This window comes from Actinophytocola sp., from assembly GCF_035942955.1.
Classification (GTDB): Bacteria; Actinomycetota; Actinomycetes; order Mycobacteriales; family Pseudonocardiaceae; genus DASYTH01.
Genome location: NZ_DASZCQ010000042.1, coordinates 1 through 17,754, shown reverse-complemented (window position 1 = coordinate 17,754; position 17,754 = coordinate 1). Strand labels below are relative to the sequence as shown.

The following is a 17,754-nucleotide window of genomic DNA, read 5'->3' as shown; positions in this document are numbered from 1 at the left end:
AGGTCATGTGTCGCGACGCGTGGTTGGCGTCACGCTGGACAACCTCGAGGATCTGCCCAAGCACTGCCGGTCGTGCGTGTTCTGGGAGCTCGCCCCGCACCTAAAGGAGCAGGCCGAGGAGTTCGGCACCACCGAGCTGGAGAAGGAGGCCTGGGTCTCCAGCGTCCTGCTCGAATGGGGCTCCTGCGGCCGCGTGGTCTACAGCGACAAGCTCCCGGTGGGATTCGTCCTCTACGCCCCACCCAACGCCGTACCGCGCGCCTCGGCGTTCCCCACGTCCCCGGTCAGCCCGGACGCCGTCGTGCTCACCGGCTTCCACGTCCTGCCCGAGTTCCGCGGCGGCGGGCTCGGCCGCATGCTCGTCCAGGCCGTCGCCAAGGACCTCACCCGGCGCGGCGTCAAAGCCATCGAGGCCTTCGGCGACGCCCAGCCCGCCGAGGCTTCCTCCTCCTGCGTGGTCCCCGCCGACTTCCTGCTGCGGGTCGGCTTCAAGACCGTTCGCCCGCACGCCCGCTGGCCCCGGCTGCGCCTTGAGCTACGCACCGCGCTGTCCTGGAAGGAAGACGTCGAGGCCGCCCTCGAGCGCCTACTCGGCACCGTGACGGTGAGCACGGCCTCCCCCGCGCTGCAGCGCTGAGCCGGCGGCTACTCCGCCTTGGCCAGCTCGTGGCGCAGCACGTCGGCGAAGGTGAACGTGCCGGTGGGCTGGTCGTTCTCGCCGAGCAGGTAGAGCCGCTTGACCGCCACCAGGATGCCCTCGGCGACGACATCGCGGAACGCGGCGTCGGCAAGGCGCCTGCGGTCGTCGGGGTTGGTCAGGTAGCCGATCTCGACGCGCACGGCCGGGCAGCGGGTGAGGCGCAGGGTGTCCCAGGTCTTCGGGTGGGTCCGGCAGTCCAGCAGGCCCGTGCGCACGGCCAGCTCGCGCTGAATGAAGCCGGCCAGCGTCTCGCCGAGGGTCGACGTGTTCCCGCCGACCGTGCCGAAATGGAAGCTGGCCACGCCCTGTGCGAGCGGGGACCGGTTCGAGTCGGTGTGCAGGGACAGGAACAGGTCGGCGCCCTCGTCGTTGGCGAAGTGGGCGCGCTCGGCCTCGTCCGGGCACTGGTTCGGGCCGCGGGTCAGCAGGGCCTCCATGCCGGTGGCGACCATCCGGCCCTCGAGGCGGCGGGCCAGGTCCCACATCAGGTCGGCCTCGCGGAGGCCGGCGACCGACGAGCCGGGGTCCGGGCCGCCGTGGCCGGGGTCGATCACGATCCGCTTGCCGCGCAGCCGCGGGCCGGCCCGCCGGACCCGCTCCTGCTCGCGGAGCAGCACCGGCCGGCCGCCGCGGGTGCGGGGGGACAGCTGGCGCAGCGCGCGGACCGTCTCGGCGCCGCAGATGCCGTCGACGGTCAGGCCGTAGTCGCGCTGGAAGTTGCGCAGCGCCTGCTCGGTCTGGGCCCCGAAGATGCCGTTCGGGCGGCCGGCGTCGTAGCCCAGCTCGAGCAGCTTGTTCTGCAGGTCGAGCACGTCGTCGCCGCTCACCGGGGTGGAGATGAGGAACGCCAGCGGGCGGGCGCCGAGCTGGTAGGTGGCGTCGCGCAGCGCCCGGTACGTGGTGGGGCCGACGACGCCGTCGGTGATCAGCCCGCGCTGCTGCTGGAAGGCGCGCACCGCGTGCTCCATGGCGGGGTCGAACTCGTGCCCGGTCCCGTTTCCGTTCGCCGGCGGTAACAACCCGAGCGCCGCGAGTGTCGACCGAACCTCGGCAACGGCTGGCCCCCCATCGCCGCGGCGCAGTACCCGCATGCACCCTCGCTCCGATCGGGCACCGACGGTGAGCGCCGGCGCGGTTGGTGACGCCCCATTGTGCCTTGCCGATCTGCTCGGGTGTCGCAGGGTCACGTGGTGCGTCTACACGGTGACCCAGCACACAGTCCCGATGCTCGATCTGCTGAACAGACGTGGGGCCACCGGCCGAGGGTTGCCCGGAATCAGCCCAAGTAATCCGCCAGGTCGGCGAGCAGCGCGGCCTTCGGCTTGGCGCCGACGATCTGCTTGACCGGCTCGCCACCCTTGAAAAGGATCATGGTGGGGATGGACATGACCTGGAAGTCGCGCGCCGTGGCGGGGTTCTCGTCGATGTCGAGCTTGGCGACGGTGATCGTGTCCGCGTGCTCGGCGGCGATCTCCTCGAGCACCGGGGCCACCATGCGGCACGGCCCGCACCACGTCGCCCAGAAGTCGACGAGCACCAGCTTCTCGCTGTTGAGGACGTCGCTGGCGAACGAGCTGTCGGTCACTTTGATCGTGTTGCCGGCCATGATTCTCCTTGTGGGGTTGATGATGTCGAGGTCGGGTGCGGCTCAGCCGGTCGTCGGCGCGTAACCGCCGCCGACAAGCTCGGGAGCCAGGCGGGCCTCGTCCGTCGCGGCGTGCTCGGCGAGCCAACGCTCGGCGTCGATGGCGGCCGCGCAGCCCGTGCCGGCCGCGGTCACCGCTTGACGATAGGTCCGGTCGACCAGATCGCCGGCGGCGAACACGCCGTCCAACTTGGTGTATGTGGAACCGCCCCGTTCGGGGTAGGTGAGCACGTAGCCGTCGTCGTCCAGATCCACCTGGTCGCGGACCAGCCCGCTGCGCGGGTCGTGGCCGATGGCGACGAACACGCCGGTGACCGGCAGCGTCGACTCCGCGCCGGTCTTCGTGTCGCGCACCCGGACGCCGGTCACGCTGCCGTCGCCGAGCACCTCCTCGACGACCGTGTTGAGCCGCCAGCGGATCTTGTCGTTGGCCCTGGCTCGCTCCAGCATGATCTTCGAGGCGCGGAACTCCTCCCGGCGGTGAACGATCGTCACCGACCTGGCGAACTTGGTCAGGAAGATGGCCTCCTCCATGGCCGAGTCGCCGCCGCCGATCACCACGATGTCGTGGTCGCGGAAGAAGAACCCGTCGCACGTCGCGCACGCGGACACGCCGTGGCCGAGCAGCTCCTGCTCACCCGGCACGTGCAGGTAGCGCGCGGCGGCGCCCATGGCCAGCACGACCGCCCTTGCCGCGTAGCGGACGCCGTTGGCCGTCACGTACTTCACCGGCCCGGTCAGCTCCAGCGACTCGACGTCCTCGGTCCGGATGTCCGCGCCGAACCGCTCGGCCTGGTCGCGCATCTGCTCCATCAGGTCGGGGCCCATGATCCCGTCGCGGAAGCCCGGGTAGTTCTCGACCTCCGTGGTGGTCATCAGCGCGCCGCCGTACTGGGTTCCCTCGAACACCAGCGGCTGGAGCTGGGCGCGCGCGGCGTACACGGCTGCGGTGTACCCGGCCGGCCCGGAACCCACGATGATCAAGTTACGGATCTCGTCGGCTTCCTGGGACATTTGTCCTCCGTACTCGTGCGGGACGCATGGGTGTCAACGCGATCGTAGGTGCCGGTTGTTCCATGCCCGCACATGACGGGGCGCACCGCGCTAGCGGGGGAAGACGGTGTTGGCCAGGGTTCCCGGCTTGCCGGGGCCGCATGTCGGCTCGACAATGAGCAGCCGGAACTGGCCCGGTTTACCGGTCGTGAGCAGGGCATATATGCCCGGCTTACCGTCCATCATGACCTGGCGGACACCGATCGTCTGGAAGGTCGCCGGGTCGAGATCGTTGGCCCGAATGCACTCGTCGAGCCTCTGCTGGTTCTCTAGCGGTCCGTAGTCCCGCTCGTTGCGCACCGACCCGATGGCGGCCGACGGGTTGTCCATGTCGACCTGAAGTGGCGGCCGGGCCGCGACCGCGTTCCCGCCCGTCGAGTCCGCGCCCGGAAACAACACGATCGCCACGGCGACGGCCGCCGCGGCCGCGGTGAGCACACCGACGCCCCACGCCATGACCCGCTTGCGCCGGCGACGCGCCGCGGCCAGGTCGATCACCGGGGCGGCGGGCGGCGGCTGGGGTGGCCGGACCGCCCGGGGAGCGACGGATCCCCGGCGCGCGGCCGCCTCCGCCTCGATCGCCGCGTCGAGCCGGGCGGCGTAGTGGGCGGGCATCGGCTCGGGCGCCGCCCTGCCGAGCTGACCGAGCTCGACCTTGATCACGTCCAGCGCCTCGATCACCGACCGGGCCTCGGGGTCGGCGTTCACCCGGGGCCACAGCTGGGCGGACAGCTCGGGGTCGAGAGCGCCGGCGTGCAGGTCGGCGAGGACGTCGACAGACCACGGCGGCCCGGAGGGGCCGCTACTCGTGCTGTCCGTCATCGTCCCTCCCAGTGGCGCCTGATGGGCACGTCTCGCCGATCAACTGCGTCACCTGGGACGTTCGCATCTGCATCGGGGTTCCGCAGATGCCCGAGAACTTTGGCCAGTTTGGCGCGGCCCCGGGCACACCGGCTCTTCACCGTTCCCTCGGCGATGCCGAGCATCTTGGCCGTCTCCGCCACCGAGTAACCCTCGACATCCACCATGATGATCGGCAGCCGTTGCTCCTCCGACAGCTCCGCGAGCGCCCGCTGTACGACGAGCCTGGTCTCCCGTTCGGACATCGCGTCCCGCGGGGAGGCCGGCTCCCCCGGCCCGGTCTCCGGCAGCGGCACGGTCGGCCGGGCCTGCCGGCGGCGTACCCGGTCGAGGCAGGCGTTAACCACGATCCGGTGCAGCCAGGTGGTCACCTGTGACTCCGCCCGGAACGAGCCGGCCGCGCGGAAGGCCGAGATGAACGCCTCCTGCAGCGCGTCGGACGCCTCCTCGGGATCACGCAACGTGCGCAGGGCGACCGCCCACATCCGGTCCCGGTGCCGGCGGACCAGCTCGGCGAACGCGCGCGGATCGCCCGCAGCATGGGCCGCGATGAGAGCGGCGTCCGAGCTGGCGGCGGCGGTCACGCCGATGAGGATATCGGTACCGGGCGTAACGGCTCAGACCGCGCTTACTGAGCGCGCACGAATCCCAGCTCGGTGATCTCGGAGACGTTGCCATCGGCCAGTTGCGTGATCCAGATGATCACCCACTGGGTCGGCTCGGCCTTCTCGAGCTGGATCTCGGTGCGGCCCTCCTCGAGGGTGGCCTCCCCGATCACCTTGGTCTCGTCGAGATCCGGGCTGTCCGACGGCGCGGTGCGGATCTGGACCACGGTGCCCGCGCTCGGCGACTCGATCACGATGGTGGCGAGCTGGACGGACTCGGCGAACGACGCGATCAGGCCGACGCCCGGTTTGAACGACGGGAACTGCTGCTTGTACTTGGAGGTCTTCCACGCCGTCCGCGGGTTGTCGTCCGCGGCGTTGTTGGCCCGCTTGGCGTTGTCCGGGTCGCCCTTGACGTTGTAGACCTCGACGCCCGCCGGGCGGATCGGTCCGGCCGGCTGCGGCGCGTTGTTCTGCGAGTTGCCCGGGTCGGCCGGCTGCGTCTGGTTGCTGTCCAGCGGTGGCCCGCCCGCGGTCGAGGTGTCGTCGCTGAAGAAGCCGACCAGCAGCGTGCCGATCCAGATCAGCACCCCGAGCGTGGCCACGCCGAGGGCGGCAACCCCGATGGCCAGCTTGCGGGTGCGGGCCTTGTCGCGCACCGGCGGGCGGGTGGTCCAGACCGTGGTCTCGTCCTCGGCGCCGGGAACGACGCTGCCGACCGGACTGAGGAACTCCGTCGGCTCCTCCACCTCGGCGACCCGGTCCAGCACGCCGATCAGCGTGGTGCTGGTGCGGATGCCGCCGACCGAGGTGTCCTCCAGGCTGCGCACCGCCGCCGCCGACAGCTCCTCGGGAACGTGCGGGCGCAGCGCGCTCGGCGGGATCACCGCGCCGTTGGGCCCCGTGGTCGCCTGCAGAAGACCGTCGGGGCCGCCGGGCAACGCCCAGGTGCCGGTGAGCATCAGGTACAGGATCGCGCCGAGGCCCTTGATGTCGTCGCGCAGCGTGGCGTCCGGCAGCGGGCCGGGGAAGGCCAGCCGCAGCGCGCCCTCCGGGGTGACCCGGAGCCGCTGCGGATGGTCGACGCCGAGCACCAGTCCGGCGTGGTGCGCCGCCTCGACCGCGGAGGCCAGCGGCTCGAGCAGCCGCGCGGCGGTGCCGCCGGGCAGCGGATGCTCGGAGATCAGGTCGATCAGGTCGGTGCCCGGCGTCCAGTCGGCCACGATCATGCCGAGCATGCCCTCGGTGGAGCCGACCCCGTTGCCGAGGCTGAGCACGTCGAGCACCCTGGCCATGCCGGGATGGCTGAGCCGGGCGGCGTGCGCGGCCCGTTCGAGCGTGCGGCGCGCGCCCTGGGCGGCCTCGGCGTCGCTGGGATCGCCGACCAGCGCGGTGAGCGCGACGTCGCGGCGGAGCTGGCCGTCGCGGGCCCGCCAGAGTTGGGCCGGCATCCGTTGGTCCACACCGAACTGGGCGAGCAGCCGGTACCGGCCCTCGCCGACGACGGCGCCGGGCACGAGGAGATCGGTAGCCGGCAGCGCCGGCTTACCCTCGCCGCCCGGGTACTCGGTCCGCCTCGTGGTCACCACACTCTCCGCGCTCCGCGTTGCCCACGAGCGTACGTGAAACCAGGGTCGACGTGCCGGTCTTCGCGGCTAGCGGCGGCGCACCAGACGGGTGATTCGGTCCGTCACGGCGCCGGCCTCCCGCACGCGGAGGAGGGTCATCAGCCCGAACATGACCAGCCCGCCGGCCAGCGTGCCGAGGATCAGGGACAACCACGCCCCGGCGGCCGACTGCGGACCGAGGCCGGCGCGGAACAGCAGCGCGAGCGCCAGCGCCACCCCGGCCCCCCAGGTGGCGGCCACCAGGGTCTTGATCAGCGTGCGCAGCACCGTGCCGGTGCCCAGCCGGCCGAGCCGGGAGCGCAGCCAGAGCTCGCCGACGATCATCCCGACGACGTACGTCAGCGAGTTGACGAACGTAAGGCCGTAGACCACCGCCCGGGGCTCGAGCACCTGCGGGCACAGGTAGGTCAGCGGGACCTTGACCGCCATCATGATCACCATGATCAGCGTCGGGGTGCGGGCGTCCTTCATCGCGTAGAAGACCCGCAGCTGCAGCATGACGATCGCGTACGGCAGCACGCCGAACGCCGACGCGGTGATCGCCAGGCCGAGCCGGGTGGCGTCCGGGCCGGCGTTTCCGATGGAGTACAGCGCGATGCCGATCTGCGGGCCGAGCACGGTCATCAGCGCGCACAGCGGACCGAGCAGCACGATCGACAGCCGGCTGCCAAGCGACAAGTCGTCGATCACGCCGCGGTAGTCGCCGTCGGCGGCGGCCGCGCTCATCCTCGGCATGATCACGGTCAGCAGCGAGACACCGATGACGCCGTACGGAAACTGCAGCAGCAGCCAGGCGCTGGAGTAGATCGCGGCGCCGCCGGCCGCGCCGGAGGTGGCGGCGTTGGTCACCGCGGACAGGCCGAGCTGGCCCAGCAGCGTGTAGGCCACCACCCACAGCGCCAGGCCGCCGAACTCGGCCAGCCGGCGGTCCCAGCCCCAGCGCCAGCGGAACCGGAACCCGGACCGGCGCAGCGCCGGCACCAGCACCAGCAGCTGCGACGCGATGCCGACCGGGAAGCCAAGGCCAAGCACAAGCAGCTTGGCGTCGCCCATCCGCACCGGGTCGAGCGTGATGTCACCGGGCATGGCCGCGTACAGGCCGATCACGACGAACATGACGACGTTGTTGAGCACCGGCGCCCAGCCCGTGGCCGCGAACCGCTGCTTGGAGTTGAGGATCGCCATCAGCATCGCGCTCAGCCCGAGGAACACGATGGCCGGCAGCATCAGGTAGGTGAACGCGGTGGTCAGGGCGGGGTTGGCGGACTCGGAGTCGCTGGTGTAGGCGGCGGTGAGCAGCGGCGCGCAGAAGATCGCGATCACGGTGCCGGTCAGCAGCACGACGAAGCCGACCGTGAGCAGGCGCTGGGTGTAGGCCTGGCCGCCGTCGGGGTCCTCCTTCTGCGCCCGGACCAGCAGCGGCACCACGACACTGGTCAGCACGCCGCCCAGCAGCAGCTCGTTGATGATCGTGGGGAAGTTCGACGCCACCGTGAACGAGTCGTTGACCACCGAGAAGCCGACGACCCAGGCCAGCACGACCTTCCAGCCGAACCCGGTGATCCGGCTGACCAGCGTCGCGATCGCCAGCGAGCCGCTGGATCGGGCGAGCGAGGGCCCGCTGTCGGTGCGGGCGCCGCGGGTCACGGGAGGAGATTGTCCGGGGTGCAGAGGGGGGCGCCCACCCCCCGCCGTACGCATCGTCCTCGCCGCGCTCAGTCGGCACGCTCCTCGATCGGCTGCCCGCCGGCGCTTGCCAGCCGGACCCGGCGGTAGATGCGCAGCCCGACGAGCAGGAACAGGGCGGCGGCCGCGGTGCCGGTGAGGATCAGGGTCACCGCGCCGTACGCCGTCGAGCTCAGCTCCAGCCGGGCCGGCGTGCCGAGCTCGGTGCCGCCGGGGGTGGACAGCGACACGTCGATGGTGAACCGGCCGGCCCTGGTCACCTCGGCCGGCAGGTAGCGGTTGACCGATAGGCGGGCCGGGATGACCACGTCCGGGATGGGCTCGGGACGCAGCCCCGGGGTCTCGCCGAGGCTGATCCGCACGATCACCGACACCGGCAGCGCGTTGCTGATCAGCACCGGGATCGGGCTGTTGCCGGACGCCAGGGTGAGCGGGCGGCCCGGGTTGGCCACGGTGACCTGGCCGCGCAGCGCGTCGAGCTGGCCGGCGACGGCGGCGACCGCGCGGTCGGCCTGGTCGCCCTGCCCACGCCAGGCGGTGGAGGTGGCCCGCAGCAGCCCGTACTGGATCGGGCTCACCATGGTCTGCGGGTCGACCTTGGTGGTGTCGTCGACCTGCATCGCGCGGGCCAGATCGCGCTGCGCGTTGTTGATCCGGACCACCTCGGCGGTGGCCGACGGGGTGATCTCCGCCGAGGAATCCTGGGCGCCGTAGTCCAGCCCGCTCGCGGTGCCGCCGGGGGCGCCGGACACCACCTGCGCGAGCCGCTGCGGCTCGGCCAGCCGGGCGGCGAACACCTGCCGCAGGGTGTCCAGCAGCACGCCGAGCTCGCTGGCCGGCGCGGCCCACCGGCGCGGCGGCGCGATCAGCAGCGTGCCGCCGCGCGCCCCGGCGAAGGCCGCCCGGAAGGTGAGCGCGGCCAGGCCGTTCTGCACGGACACCGGGCGCTCCTCCGCCGGGGTGGCCGGCTGGCTGGTGACGCCGGTGAGGGCGTTCGGCCCGTCGTCGAGGAACGACGAGACCAGCGTGTCGATCGGCACCGCCCTGGTCCCGGCCCCGGCCGACTCGCCGACCAGGTACGGCGCTTTGCCCTGCTGGTGGCGCAGGTGCGCGGGGTCGGCCAGCACCGTTGTCGTGCCGGTATCGGCGAGGTCGAGCAGGGTGCGCTGGTCGATCGCGCCGTTGACCGGCCAGAGCACGCCGGGCAGCGGACGCGCCGGGCTGAGCTCGGAGCCCACGATCGTCGCGCTGGTCACCGCCAGCTTCGCCAGGTCGACCGCGCCCGCCCGGGACAGCGCGACCACGTCGGCGTCGGCGAACGGCACCGCGACCACGCACTGGTCGGCGGTCAGCGCGCGCACCCGCTCGATCCAGGTCTTCGCCTCGGGGGCGCCCCGGCCGTTGGAGCGCGCCAGCGTGATGACGTTCTGCAGCAGGTCCGGGTCGACGGCGAAGCACAGCGCGTCGAGCAGGTCGGGCGCGCCGGCCGCCGCCCGCTCCACGCTGTTTACCAGCCCGTGGAGCCGGCCGCCGGGCGCGACCGAGTCGGCAAGGCCCTCGTCGGCCGGCAGCCGCGGGCGGTCGTCGATCAGCGGCCAGAGCATGGCCAGCCGCGTCGGGTCGGCCGGGGGCGACACGGTGGGGCCGCCCGGGATGGCCAGGGCCGGCAGCAGCACGGACACCGCGGCGAGCCGGGCCTGGCCGCCGAACTCGGGCGCGCCGTTGACGTTGACCAGCAGCGGGTACACCCCGGGCTCGTTGATGCGCAGCGAGCGCTCGGTCCCGCGGACGTCGACGGTGAGGCTGACCGGCGCGCTCTGCCCCCGCTCGAGCGACCTGCTGACCTCGACGAACGGCGACACGGCGGAGTCGGTCAGCTGGTTGCGGGCGTCCCGCAGCTCCTGCTCGGTGGTCAGCGGCTCGCCCCGGCGCAGCTGCACCTTCACGTTGTCGATGCGCCGGTCGCCGGTGTTGGTGACCTTGCCGGTGACGGTGACGGTCGGGGTGCCCGCGGTGATCACCCTCGGGCTCAGCGTGTCGATCTCCAGCCGCATCCGGCTCGGCGACTCGGGCACCGGCTGGGGCTGGCCGGCGGCCAGGCCGACCGGGTTGACCACGGCCAGCGCGACCGCGGCGATCGCCATCACGACGCGGCTGCGGGTCAGGCTCATGCGGTGTCCTCGTGGTCCTTCGGTCCGGTCGCTTCGACGGCCAGCAGCTCGCGCGCCTTGCGGACCAGCCGGCGCTCGTCGGCGTAGGCCAGGCGCCCGTCCAGCTCGTCGAGGGCCACCCAGGCCACCTCGGTGACCTCGATGTCGGCGTCGGACAGCTCGCCGGCGGTGGCCTGCATGAGGAAGTGGTGGACGGTCTTGTGGATGCGCCGGTTGTCCGCGACGAACCAGTAGTCGATGGTGCCAAGCGGGCGCAGCACCTCGCTGGAGATTCCGGTCTCCTCGGCCACCTCGCGCACCGCGGTCTGCTCGGGTGTCTCGCCCTCCTCGATGTGCCCCTTGGGCAGCGACCACAGCAGCCGGCCGCGCCGGTCCAGGCGGCCGATCAGGGCGACGTTGGCCTTCTGGGCGTCCAGCACGACGCCGCCGGCCGACGTCTCGTCCACCGCGGCGACCCGGCGGCCGCGGCGGCGGCTTCGCCGCCCGGAGCGGGCACCGCGAGATCGGCCGGACGAGGTGGGCATATCCGCGATCGTAGTGTCACCAATGGCGGGCGGACCGTGCACGGAGGTGTGCCGGCAAACGGGGGGACGGGGCGGATACGCTCGATTCCTATGTCCCAGTCCCGCGCCGTCACGGTGGAACCGTTGCGTATCTCGCCCGTCGCGACCGAGCTGGCCGGCCGGTTCGCCGAGGCCGGTCATCGGCTCTACCTGGTCGGCGGGAGCGTCCGCGACGCGCTGCTCGGCCGGCTCGGGACCGACCTGGACTTCACCACGGACGCGCGGCCGGACGAGATCATGCGGATCCTGTCCGGCTGGACCGACGCCGTCTGGGACATCGGGATCGCGTTCGGCACGGTCGGGGCCAGCAAGCGCGGCATCACCTGCGAGGTGACCACGTTCCGGTCGGACACCTACGACCGGGTGGGCCGCAACCCGGAGGTCCGGTTCGGCGACTCGATCACCGACGACCTGGTGCGCAGGGACTTCACGGTCAACGCGATGGCGATCGACTTGTCGACAAAGCGGTTCATCGATCCGTATGGCGGGCTGACCGCGCTGACCGAGCGCCGGCTGGACACCCCGGCGACGCCCGAGGAGTCGTTCGCCGACGACCCGCTGCGGCTGATGCGAGCCGCCCGGTTCGTCAGCCAGCTCGGCTTCCGGCCGGTCTCCCGGGTGGTGGCGGCGATGACCGCGATGAGCGGCCAGATCACCCGGATCACCGTCGAGCGGATCCAGGCCGAGCTGACCAAGCTGATCTGCGGCACGGCGCCGCGGGCCGGCGTCGAGCTGATGGTCGACACCGGGCTGGCCCACCACGTGCTGCCCGAGGTGCCGGCCATGCGGCTGGAGATCGACGAGCACCATCAACACAAGGACGTCTACCAGCACTCGCTGGTTGTGCTCGACCAGGCGGTGGCGCTCGAGGAGCCGGGCAGCGAGCCCGACCTCGTGCTGCGGCTTGCCGCGCTGCTGCACGACATCGGCAAGCCGGACACCCGCCGGCACCTGCCAGGCGGCGGGGTCAGCTTCCACCACCACGAGGTGGTCGGGGCCAAGCTGGCGCGCAGGCGGCTGCGGGAACTGCGGTACGCCAAGGAGATCATCGACGACGTCAGCCAGCTGGTCTTCCTGCACCTGCGGTTCCACGGCTACGGCCGGGGCGAGTGGACCGACTCCGCGGTGCGCCGCTACGTCACCGACGCCGGGCCGCTGCTGCCCCGGCTGCACAAGCTGGTCCGGGCCGACTGCACCACGCGCAACCGGCGCAAGGCCATGGCGCTGCAGCGGACCTACGACGAGCTCGAGGCCCGGATCGCCCGGATCGCCGCCGAGGAGGACCTGGCGAAGGTCCGCCCGGACCTGGACGGCAACGAGATCATGCGGCTGCTCGGCATCCCGCCGGGGCCGCTGGTCGGCAAGGCGTGGACGCACCTCAAGGAGCTGCGGCTGGACCGCGGGCCGCTCGAGCACGACGAGGCGGTCGCCGAGCTGTTGCGCTGGGCGCGCGCGCAGGGGCTCAGCGTGCCGGGCGACGGCTGAGCAGCAGGAAACCGGCCAGGCCAAGCAGGTACAGCGCGGTGGCCACGATGATCAGGTCGGGCGCCCGGCCGTCGAGCGGCACCGCCGTGGCGGCCAGCGTCACGGCGACCACCTGGGTGATGTTGAACAGCGTGTCGTACAGCGCGAACACCCGGCCCCTTGCCTCGTCGCCGACGTCGCGCTGCACGGCGGCGTCCACGCACAGCTTGATCACCTGGCCGGCGTAGATGATCAGGAACGTGGCCAGGATGACCGTGGGCAGCAGCATCGGCAGCCCGAGCCCGGCCTGGGTCGCCGCGGCGACCATCAGCGCCAGGATGATCGTCCGGCGCCGGCCGAGCCGCGCCACGATCCGCGCGGTGGTCAACCCGGCGACCAGCACGCCGAGCGCGCCCGCCGCCAGGATCTGCCCCAACCCCGGCATCCCGGCCCGGAGCACGCCCATGTCGGTGAAGCTGTAGCGCATCAGCAGCACGGCGATCAGCAGCGAGATGCTCACCGCCGCGCGGTGCGCGAACAGCGCCACGAACCCGGCGGTCACGGTCGGCGCGCGCAGCGCGGCCCGGCCGCCGTCGAACAGACCCCTTGCGACGGCGAGCATGGCCACGGCGGGCTCGTCGACCTCGTCCGGCCCGAGCGCGCCGCGGGCGAACCGGACCGCGAACGTGGCGGCCAGCACCGAGCCGAGGACGGCGATCCCGATGGTCAGCCCGGAGCCCACGTTGCCCGCGCCGAACAACCCGCGGAGGAACACCGCGCAGATCCCGCCGATCACCGCGGTGATCGCGCCGAGCGTCGCGGCAAGGGCGTTGGCCTCGACGAGGTTGCGCACCGGCACCACGTGCGGCAGGGACGCGGACAGGCCGGACAGCACGAACCGGCTGACGCCGACCGCGACCAGCGCGAGCACCAGCAGTGCCGCGCCACCGACGCCCAGCGCGACGCACGCCGCGGAGATCAGGATCAGGGCGCCGCGCAGCAGGTTCGCCCCGACCAGCACCCGCCGGCGGTCCCAGCGGTCCAGCAGCGCGCCGGCGAACGGGCCGACGATCGAGTACGGCAGCAGCAGCACGGTGAACCCGGCGGCGATGTCCAGCGGGGAGGCGCCGCGCTCGGGATTGAACACCACGGCTCCGGCCAGCCCGGCCTGGAACAGGCCGTCGCCCCACTGCGCGGCGAACCGGCTGTACAGCAGCCGCCGGAACCCGGGGAAGGCGAGCAGCCGGCGCGGGCCGATCCGGTCGTGGTGGTGGCCGTGCTCATCCACCGACGGCGACGGGATCGCCGCCGAGGCGGGTGATGGCGCCGAGGTACTCACGGGCTCTCAGCCTACGACCTCAACCGTGTGGCGGGGATGATCCGAAACCCTGCCACCTCGTTCCTCGGTGGCAGGGGAGTGTTCGATGGTTCGCTCCGCAAGCTCCGCTCACATGGCCAGGGCGGCCCCGCGAAACGGGGCCGCCCGGCAGACCGACGCCCGGTCGCCTCTCGGCGAAAATGCGCATCGTGGCTCCAGCCGGACGGTATTCCACGACGGCGGTTACTGGTTGGGCCCGGGGGACTCGGTGGCGCCGACCAACACTCCAACGACCCGGACCTACAGGTTGTTCCCGAGGCCCGCGCGGATGTAATCATGTCCGGCGTGCACCCGGACGCCGAGGTCGAGCCCGGCACCCTGCTCGTTGCGGCGCCCAGCCTGCTCGACGCCAACTTCCGGCGGACCGTGGTGTTCATCATCGACCACCGGGGCGAGGGCACGCTCGGCGTGGTGCTGAACCGGCCGAGCGACGTTCCGGTCGACGACGTGCTGCCTACCTGGGGACCGCACGTCAGCCGGCCGGGGTCGGTGTTCGTCGGCGGCCCGGTGGAGCAGAAGACCGCGATCTGCCTTGCCGCCATGCGCACCGGTGAGGACGCGGCGGCGGTGACCGGGCTGATCGGAGTGCGTGGCCCGGTCGCCCTCGTGGACCTCGACTCCGATCCGACCATGCTGGTGCCGAAGGTCCGAGGCTTACGGGTGTTCGCCGGGTACGCCGGCTGGGACGTGGGTCAGCTGGCCGGCGAGATCTCCCGGGGTGACTGGATCGTGGTGCCGGCGTTACCCAACGACGTGCTCGCCCCGCCGGAGGAGGACCTGTGGGGGCGGGTACTGCGCCGCCAGGGAATGCCGCTCGCTCTGCTCGCCACCCATCCCGGCGACGTCCGGACCAACTGATCGCCCATCGGCTCCGAACTCCCGTCGTATGGCGGGTGTGAGGGGGCGACGGTGGGCCAACACGAGCTGCGGGTGCCGGGCGGCGGGCTCGGCGACTTCGCGCGCGGGCTGCGGGAGCTCCGCCGCCGCGCGGGAAATCCGAGCTTTGCGGCGTTGGCCGGCGAGACCGGCTACTCCGCCGCCATCCTGGCCGCCGCCGTGGTGGGAGATCAGCTGCCGCCGCTGACGGTGACCCTGGCCTACGTCAGCGCGTGCGGCGGGGACGTGGCGGACTGGGCAGACCGCTGGCGGGCCCTGTCCGAGGGCCGGCCGGTTGCCCGGCCGCGCCGGCGGCGACCGCGTCTGGTGCTGGTGGCCACGGGCCTCGTCGTGCTCGCCGGCGCCGGGGTGATCCTGGTGAAGGGCACGCCGTCGGTCCCGCAGCACCATCCGGTGGCCTGGACTCCGGCGCCGACCACGATCCCGACCGGGCGGCCGCCGGAGTTCCTGGCCACCGCGGGGCCGGGCTGCGGCATGGACTTCACCCGGCAGACGCGGATCGTCGACGCGCCCGGCGACGACGGCTGGCGCGCGGCCCGCGACGGCGCGTCGGCCGTGGCCGGGTGCGACGACCGGGTGCTGTACTCCAGCCACCCGCAGAACTCGTTCCAATGGCGTTTCATGCTCGACGGGCGCGCCGCCCGGCGGTGTGCCGTCGACGTGTTCGTGCCGAACTCACCGGACGCGTCCGGGCTGGTGTGGTACGACGTCGCCGACCGGTTCGAGCACCCCGGCGACGGCGTCGGGCGGTTCTCCGTCGATCAACCGGCCAACCGGGGGCGCTGGGTCGACGCGGTCGCGGTGGAGGTGGGCAGCGCCGAGGTGATGATCCAGATGACCGGCAGCGGGGCGGCCGGCCCGATGCGGCTCAGTTGCTCGCGGAGGTGATCACGCACTTCCCGCAGGCGCAGCCGCCACATCCGGCCGGCGCCTCGGGTGTGGGCTCGGGCAGGGCCAGCGCGGCCCGGTGGCCGAGCACGCCGCCCCCGATGGCGATGGCGAGCATGCCGACCAACCCGAGCGCGGCGATCAGCGCGCCGGCCGAGTAGCCGGCGAGCCCGGCAAGCACGGCGACCAGCCCGCCGGCCACGCCGGGCAGCCCGGCGATCCTGTTGGCCAGCCGGAAGGTCTCCTCGTCGCGCAGCGTCGCCGCGGTGCGCACCCCGAAGAACCGGTTGCGGGGCAGGCGTTCGCGCAGGCCGAGCACGCCAACGGTGGCGACGACCAACCCGGCGAGCACGGCGACGGTGGCAAGGATGAGCACGCCTCGATGCTAAGCGGCTTGTGCCAGGGCGCTACCCTTAGGTCATGAGCACGGCACGCCTGCTCCTTATCACGCCGCGCTGACCGACCGACGTGGTCAGCGCGGCAGCCCCTCACGCCCGTCGCGGGCGGAGGGGTTTTGTTCTGTTCGCCGACCGGCATCGGGAGGACCGCGATGACTGACGCCGCCGAGGCGGTACCGGCCCACCGGTACACCGCCGCGCTGGCCGGCGAGATCGAGCGCCGCTGGCAGCGGTACTGGGAGGAGCACGGCAGCTTCTACGCGCCGAACCCGGTGGGGCCGCTTGCCGGACCGCTGCCAAAGGACAAGCTGTTCGTGCAGGACATGTTCCCGTACCCGTCGGGCGCCGGCCTGCACGTGGGACACCCGCTTGGGTTCATCGGCACCGACGTGTTCGCCCGATTCCACCGGATGTGCGGGCGCAACGTGCTGCACACCATGGGTTTCGACGCGTTCGGGCTGCCGGCCGAGCAGTACGCCGTGCAGACCGGCCAGCATCCGCGCAAGACCACCGAGGACAACATCCAGACCTACCTGCGGCAGATCCGCCGGCTGGGGCTTGGGCACGACGAGCGCCGCCGGATCTCCACGATCGACCCGGAGTACTACCGCTGGACGCAGTGGATCTTCCTGCAGATCTTCAACTCCTGGTACGACGAGAAGGCCGGCAAGGCGCGGTCCATCGTCGAGCTGGAGGCGGAGTTCGCGCAGGGCAAGCGGTCCACACCGGACGGTCGGGGCTGGTGCGAGCTGACCGTGGCCGAGCAGCGGGAGATCATCAACTCCTACCGGCTGGCCTACCTGTCCGACGCGCCGGTGAACTGGGTGCCCGGCCTGGGCACCGTGGTGTCCAACGAGGAGGTCACCGCGGACGGTCGCAGCGAGCGCGGCGACTTCCCGGTGTTCCGCAAGAACCTGCGCCAGTGGATGATGCGGATCACCGCCTACGCCGACCGGCTGATCGACGACCTGGACCGGCTGGACTGGCCGGAGAAGATCAAGACCATGCAGCGCAACTGGATCGGGCGCTCGCACGGCGCCCGGATCCGGTTCCCCGCCGCGGACACCGCGATCGAGGTGTTCACCACCCGGCCGGACACGGTCTTCGGCGCCACGTACATGGTGCTGGCGCCCGAGCACCCGCTGGTGGACACGCTGACCGCCGAGGCCTGGCCGTCCGATGTGGACAGTAGATGGACCGGCGGCGCGGCAACCCCGGCCGATGCGGTGGCCGCCTACCGCCGCGCCACGTCGATGAAGTCCGACCTGGACCGTCAGGAGAACCGGGACAAGACCGGTGTGTTCGTCGGCAGCTACGCCGTGAACCCGGCCAACGACACCAGGATCCCGGTGTTCATCGCCGACTACGTGCTGATGGGCTACGGCACCGGCGCGATCATGGCCGTCCCCGCCGGCGACCAGCGCGACTTCGAGTTCGCCCGCGCCTTCGACCTGCCGATCCGGGTCGTCGTCCAGCCCAAGGGCGAACCGGACCTCGACCCGGCGACGATGACCGAGGCCTACCCCGGCCCCGGCATCCTCGTGAACTCCGGCCCGATGGACGGCAAGCGGATGCCGGAGCAACTGCCGGACGTCATCGCCTACCTGGAGGAAACGGGCCGCGGCCGCTTCGAGGTCAACTACCGGCTGCGCGACTGGCTGATCTCCCGCCAGCGCTACTGGGGCACGCCCATCCCGATGCTGTACTGCGAGAAAGACGGGATCGTGCCGGTTCCCGACGATCAGCTTCCGGTGGAGCTCCCGAAGGTCGCGCAGTTCACCGGCCGCGGCGATTCGCCGCTCGCGCAGGTGCCGGAG

Annotated in this window: 16 protein-coding genes; 5 read left to right on the top strand and 11 right to left on the bottom strand. The window is 72.2% G+C overall.

Going from position 1 to position 17,754, the window contains the following annotated elements; genetic code table 11:
- Window positions 1-7 precede the first annotated feature (7 nt).
- Complete coding sequence (locus VGX25_RS03785) at window positions 8-637, top strand: GNAT family N-acetyltransferase (RefSeq protein WP_326916161.1); 630 nt, start codon at window positions 8-10, stop codon at window positions 635-637.
- Between the two features lie 8 nt (window positions 638-645).
- Here the strand turns inward: VGX25_RS03785 and VGX25_RS03780 are convergent, their stop codons facing one another.
- From VGX25_RS03780 to VGX25_RS03740, 9 genes are all read right to left on the bottom strand, one after another.
- A complete protein-coding gene (locus tag VGX25_RS03780) occupies window positions 646-1,791 on the bottom strand; it encodes an N-acetylmuramoyl-L-alanine amidase (RefSeq protein WP_326916160.1) in 1,146 nt (381 codons plus the stop codon).
- Between the two features lie 185 nt (window positions 1,792-1,976).
- Complete coding sequence (gene trxA / locus VGX25_RS03775) at window positions 1,977-2,306, bottom strand: thioredoxin (RefSeq protein ID WP_326916159.1); 330 nt, start codon at window positions 2,304-2,306, stop codon at window positions 1,977-1,979.
- A 42-nt stretch (window positions 2,307-2,348) separates the two neighbouring features.
- A complete protein-coding gene (trxB, locus tag VGX25_RS03770; RefSeq protein WP_326916158.1) occupies window positions 2,349-3,359 on the bottom strand; it encodes a thioredoxin-disulfide reductase in 1,011 nt (336 codons plus the stop codon).
- 90 nt (window positions 3,360-3,449) lie between these two features.
- Window positions 3,450-4,220 (bottom strand): hypothetical protein, encoded by a 771-nt coding sequence (locus tag VGX25_RS03765; protein WP_326916157.1) that lies wholly within the window; start codon window positions 4,218-4,220, stop codon window positions 3,450-3,452.
- On the bottom strand, window positions 4,217-4,843 hold the full coding sequence (gene sigM, locus VGX25_RS03760; protein WP_326916156.1) for an RNA polymerase sigma factor SigM: 627 nt from the start codon (window positions 4,841-4,843) through the stop codon (window positions 4,217-4,219). The genes VGX25_RS03765 and sigM overlap by 4 nt, the downstream gene beginning before the upstream one ends.
- 44 nt (window positions 4,844-4,887) lie before the next feature.
- Window positions 4,888-6,450 carry a protein kinase family protein gene (locus tag VGX25_RS03755; protein ID WP_326916155.1) on the bottom strand — a complete coding sequence of 521 codons (1,563 nt, stop codon included), beginning with the start codon at window positions 6,448-6,450 and terminating at the stop codon, window positions 4,888-4,890.
- Between the two features lie 69 nt (window positions 6,451-6,519).
- Entirely contained in the window at window positions 6,520-8,139 is a 1,620-nt protein-coding gene (gene murJ, locus VGX25_RS03750) for a murein biosynthesis integral membrane protein MurJ (RefSeq protein ID WP_326916154.1), read from the bottom strand.
- A 68-nt stretch (window positions 8,140-8,207) separates the two neighbouring features.
- Window positions 8,208-10,349: a DUF6049 family protein gene (locus tag VGX25_RS03745; protein WP_326916153.1), complete on the bottom strand. Its 2,142-nt coding sequence runs from the start codon at window positions 10,347-10,349 to the stop codon at window positions 8,208-8,210.
- The gene (locus VGX25_RS03740; RefSeq protein ID WP_326916152.1) at window positions 10,346-10,873 is read right to left on the bottom strand and encodes an NUDIX hydrolase; all 528 of its coding nucleotides are present in this window, start codon (window positions 10,871-10,873) and stop codon (window positions 10,346-10,348) included. Before VGX25_RS03740 ends, VGX25_RS03745 begins: the two co-directional genes overlap by 4 nt.
- 90 nt (window positions 10,874-10,963) lie before the next feature.
- Between VGX25_RS03740 and VGX25_RS03735 the strand changes: the two genes are divergently transcribed.
- Entirely contained in the window at window positions 10,964-12,397 is a 1,434-nt protein-coding gene (locus tag VGX25_RS03735) for a CCA tRNA nucleotidyltransferase (protein ID WP_326916151.1), read from the top strand.
- Here VGX25_RS03735 and VGX25_RS03730 read toward each other — a convergent pair.
- Window positions 12,375-13,634 carry an MFS transporter gene (locus tag VGX25_RS03730; protein WP_326916232.1) on the bottom strand — a complete coding sequence of 420 codons (1,260 nt, stop codon included), beginning with the start codon at window positions 13,632-13,634 and terminating at the stop codon, window positions 12,375-12,377. The two genes, VGX25_RS03735 and VGX25_RS03730, sit on opposite strands and share 23 nt — an antisense overlap.
- Window positions 13,635-14,030: 396 nt before the next feature.
- Here VGX25_RS03730 and VGX25_RS03725 point away from each other — a divergent pair, with 396 nt between their 5' ends.
- Both VGX25_RS03725 and VGX25_RS03720 read left to right on the top strand, forming a co-directional pair.
- On the top strand, window positions 14,031-14,612 hold the full coding sequence (locus VGX25_RS03725) for a YqgE/AlgH family protein (protein ID WP_326916150.1): 582 nt from the start codon (window positions 14,031-14,033) through the stop codon (window positions 14,610-14,612).
- Window positions 14,613-14,663: 51 nt separating this feature from the next.
- Entirely contained in the window at window positions 14,664-15,539 is an 876-nt protein-coding gene (locus VGX25_RS03720) for a hypothetical protein (protein WP_326916149.1), read from the top strand.
- Here VGX25_RS03720 and VGX25_RS03715 read toward each other — a convergent pair.
- A complete protein-coding gene (locus VGX25_RS03715) occupies window positions 15,520-15,915 on the bottom strand; it encodes an SdpI family protein (RefSeq protein WP_326916148.1) in 396 nt (131 codons plus the stop codon). The two genes, VGX25_RS03720 and VGX25_RS03715, sit on opposite strands and share 20 nt — an antisense overlap.
- Window positions 15,916-16,089: 174 nt before the next feature.
- Between VGX25_RS03715 and VGX25_RS03710 the strand changes: the two genes are divergently transcribed.
- On the top strand, window positions 16,090-17,754 hold a 1,665-nt coding region (locus VGX25_RS03710), incomplete at its 3' end, for a class I tRNA ligase family protein (RefSeq protein WP_326916147.1).

What these genes read in the sequence shown, in the direction of transcription:
- VGX25_RS03780 (WP_326916160.1), bottom strand. Translation starts at nt 1,791, where the DNA reads ATGCGGGTACTGCGCCGCGGCGATGGGGGGCCAGCCGTTGCCGAGGTT.
- trxA (WP_326916159.1), bottom strand. Translation starts at nt 2,306, where the DNA reads ATGGCCGGCAACACGATCAAAGTGACCGACAGCTCGTTCGCCAGCGAC.
- trxB (WP_326916158.1), bottom strand. Translation starts at nt 3,359, where the DNA reads ATGTCCCAGGAAGCCGACGAGATCCGTAACTTGATCATCGTGGGTTCC.
- VGX25_RS03765 (WP_326916157.1), bottom strand. Translation starts at nt 4,220, where the DNA reads ATGACGGACAGCACGAGTAGCGGCCCCTCCGGGCCGCCGTGGTCTGTC.
- VGX25_RS03745 (WP_326916153.1), bottom strand. Translation starts at nt 10,349, where the DNA reads ATGAGCCTGACCCGCAGCCGCGTCGTGATGGCGATCGCCGCGGTCGCG.
- VGX25_RS03740 (WP_326916152.1), bottom strand. Translation starts at nt 10,873, where the DNA reads ATGCCCACCTCGTCCGGCCGATCTCGCGGTGCCCGCTCCGGGCGGCGA.
- VGX25_RS03735 (WP_326916151.1), top strand. Translation starts at nt 10,964, where the DNA reads ATGTCCCAGTCCCGCGCCGTCACGGTGGAACCGTTGCGTATCTCGCCC.
- VGX25_RS03725 (WP_326916150.1), top strand. Translation starts at nt 14,031, where the DNA reads ATGTCCGGCGTGCACCCGGACGCCGAGGTCGAGCCCGGCACCCTGCTC.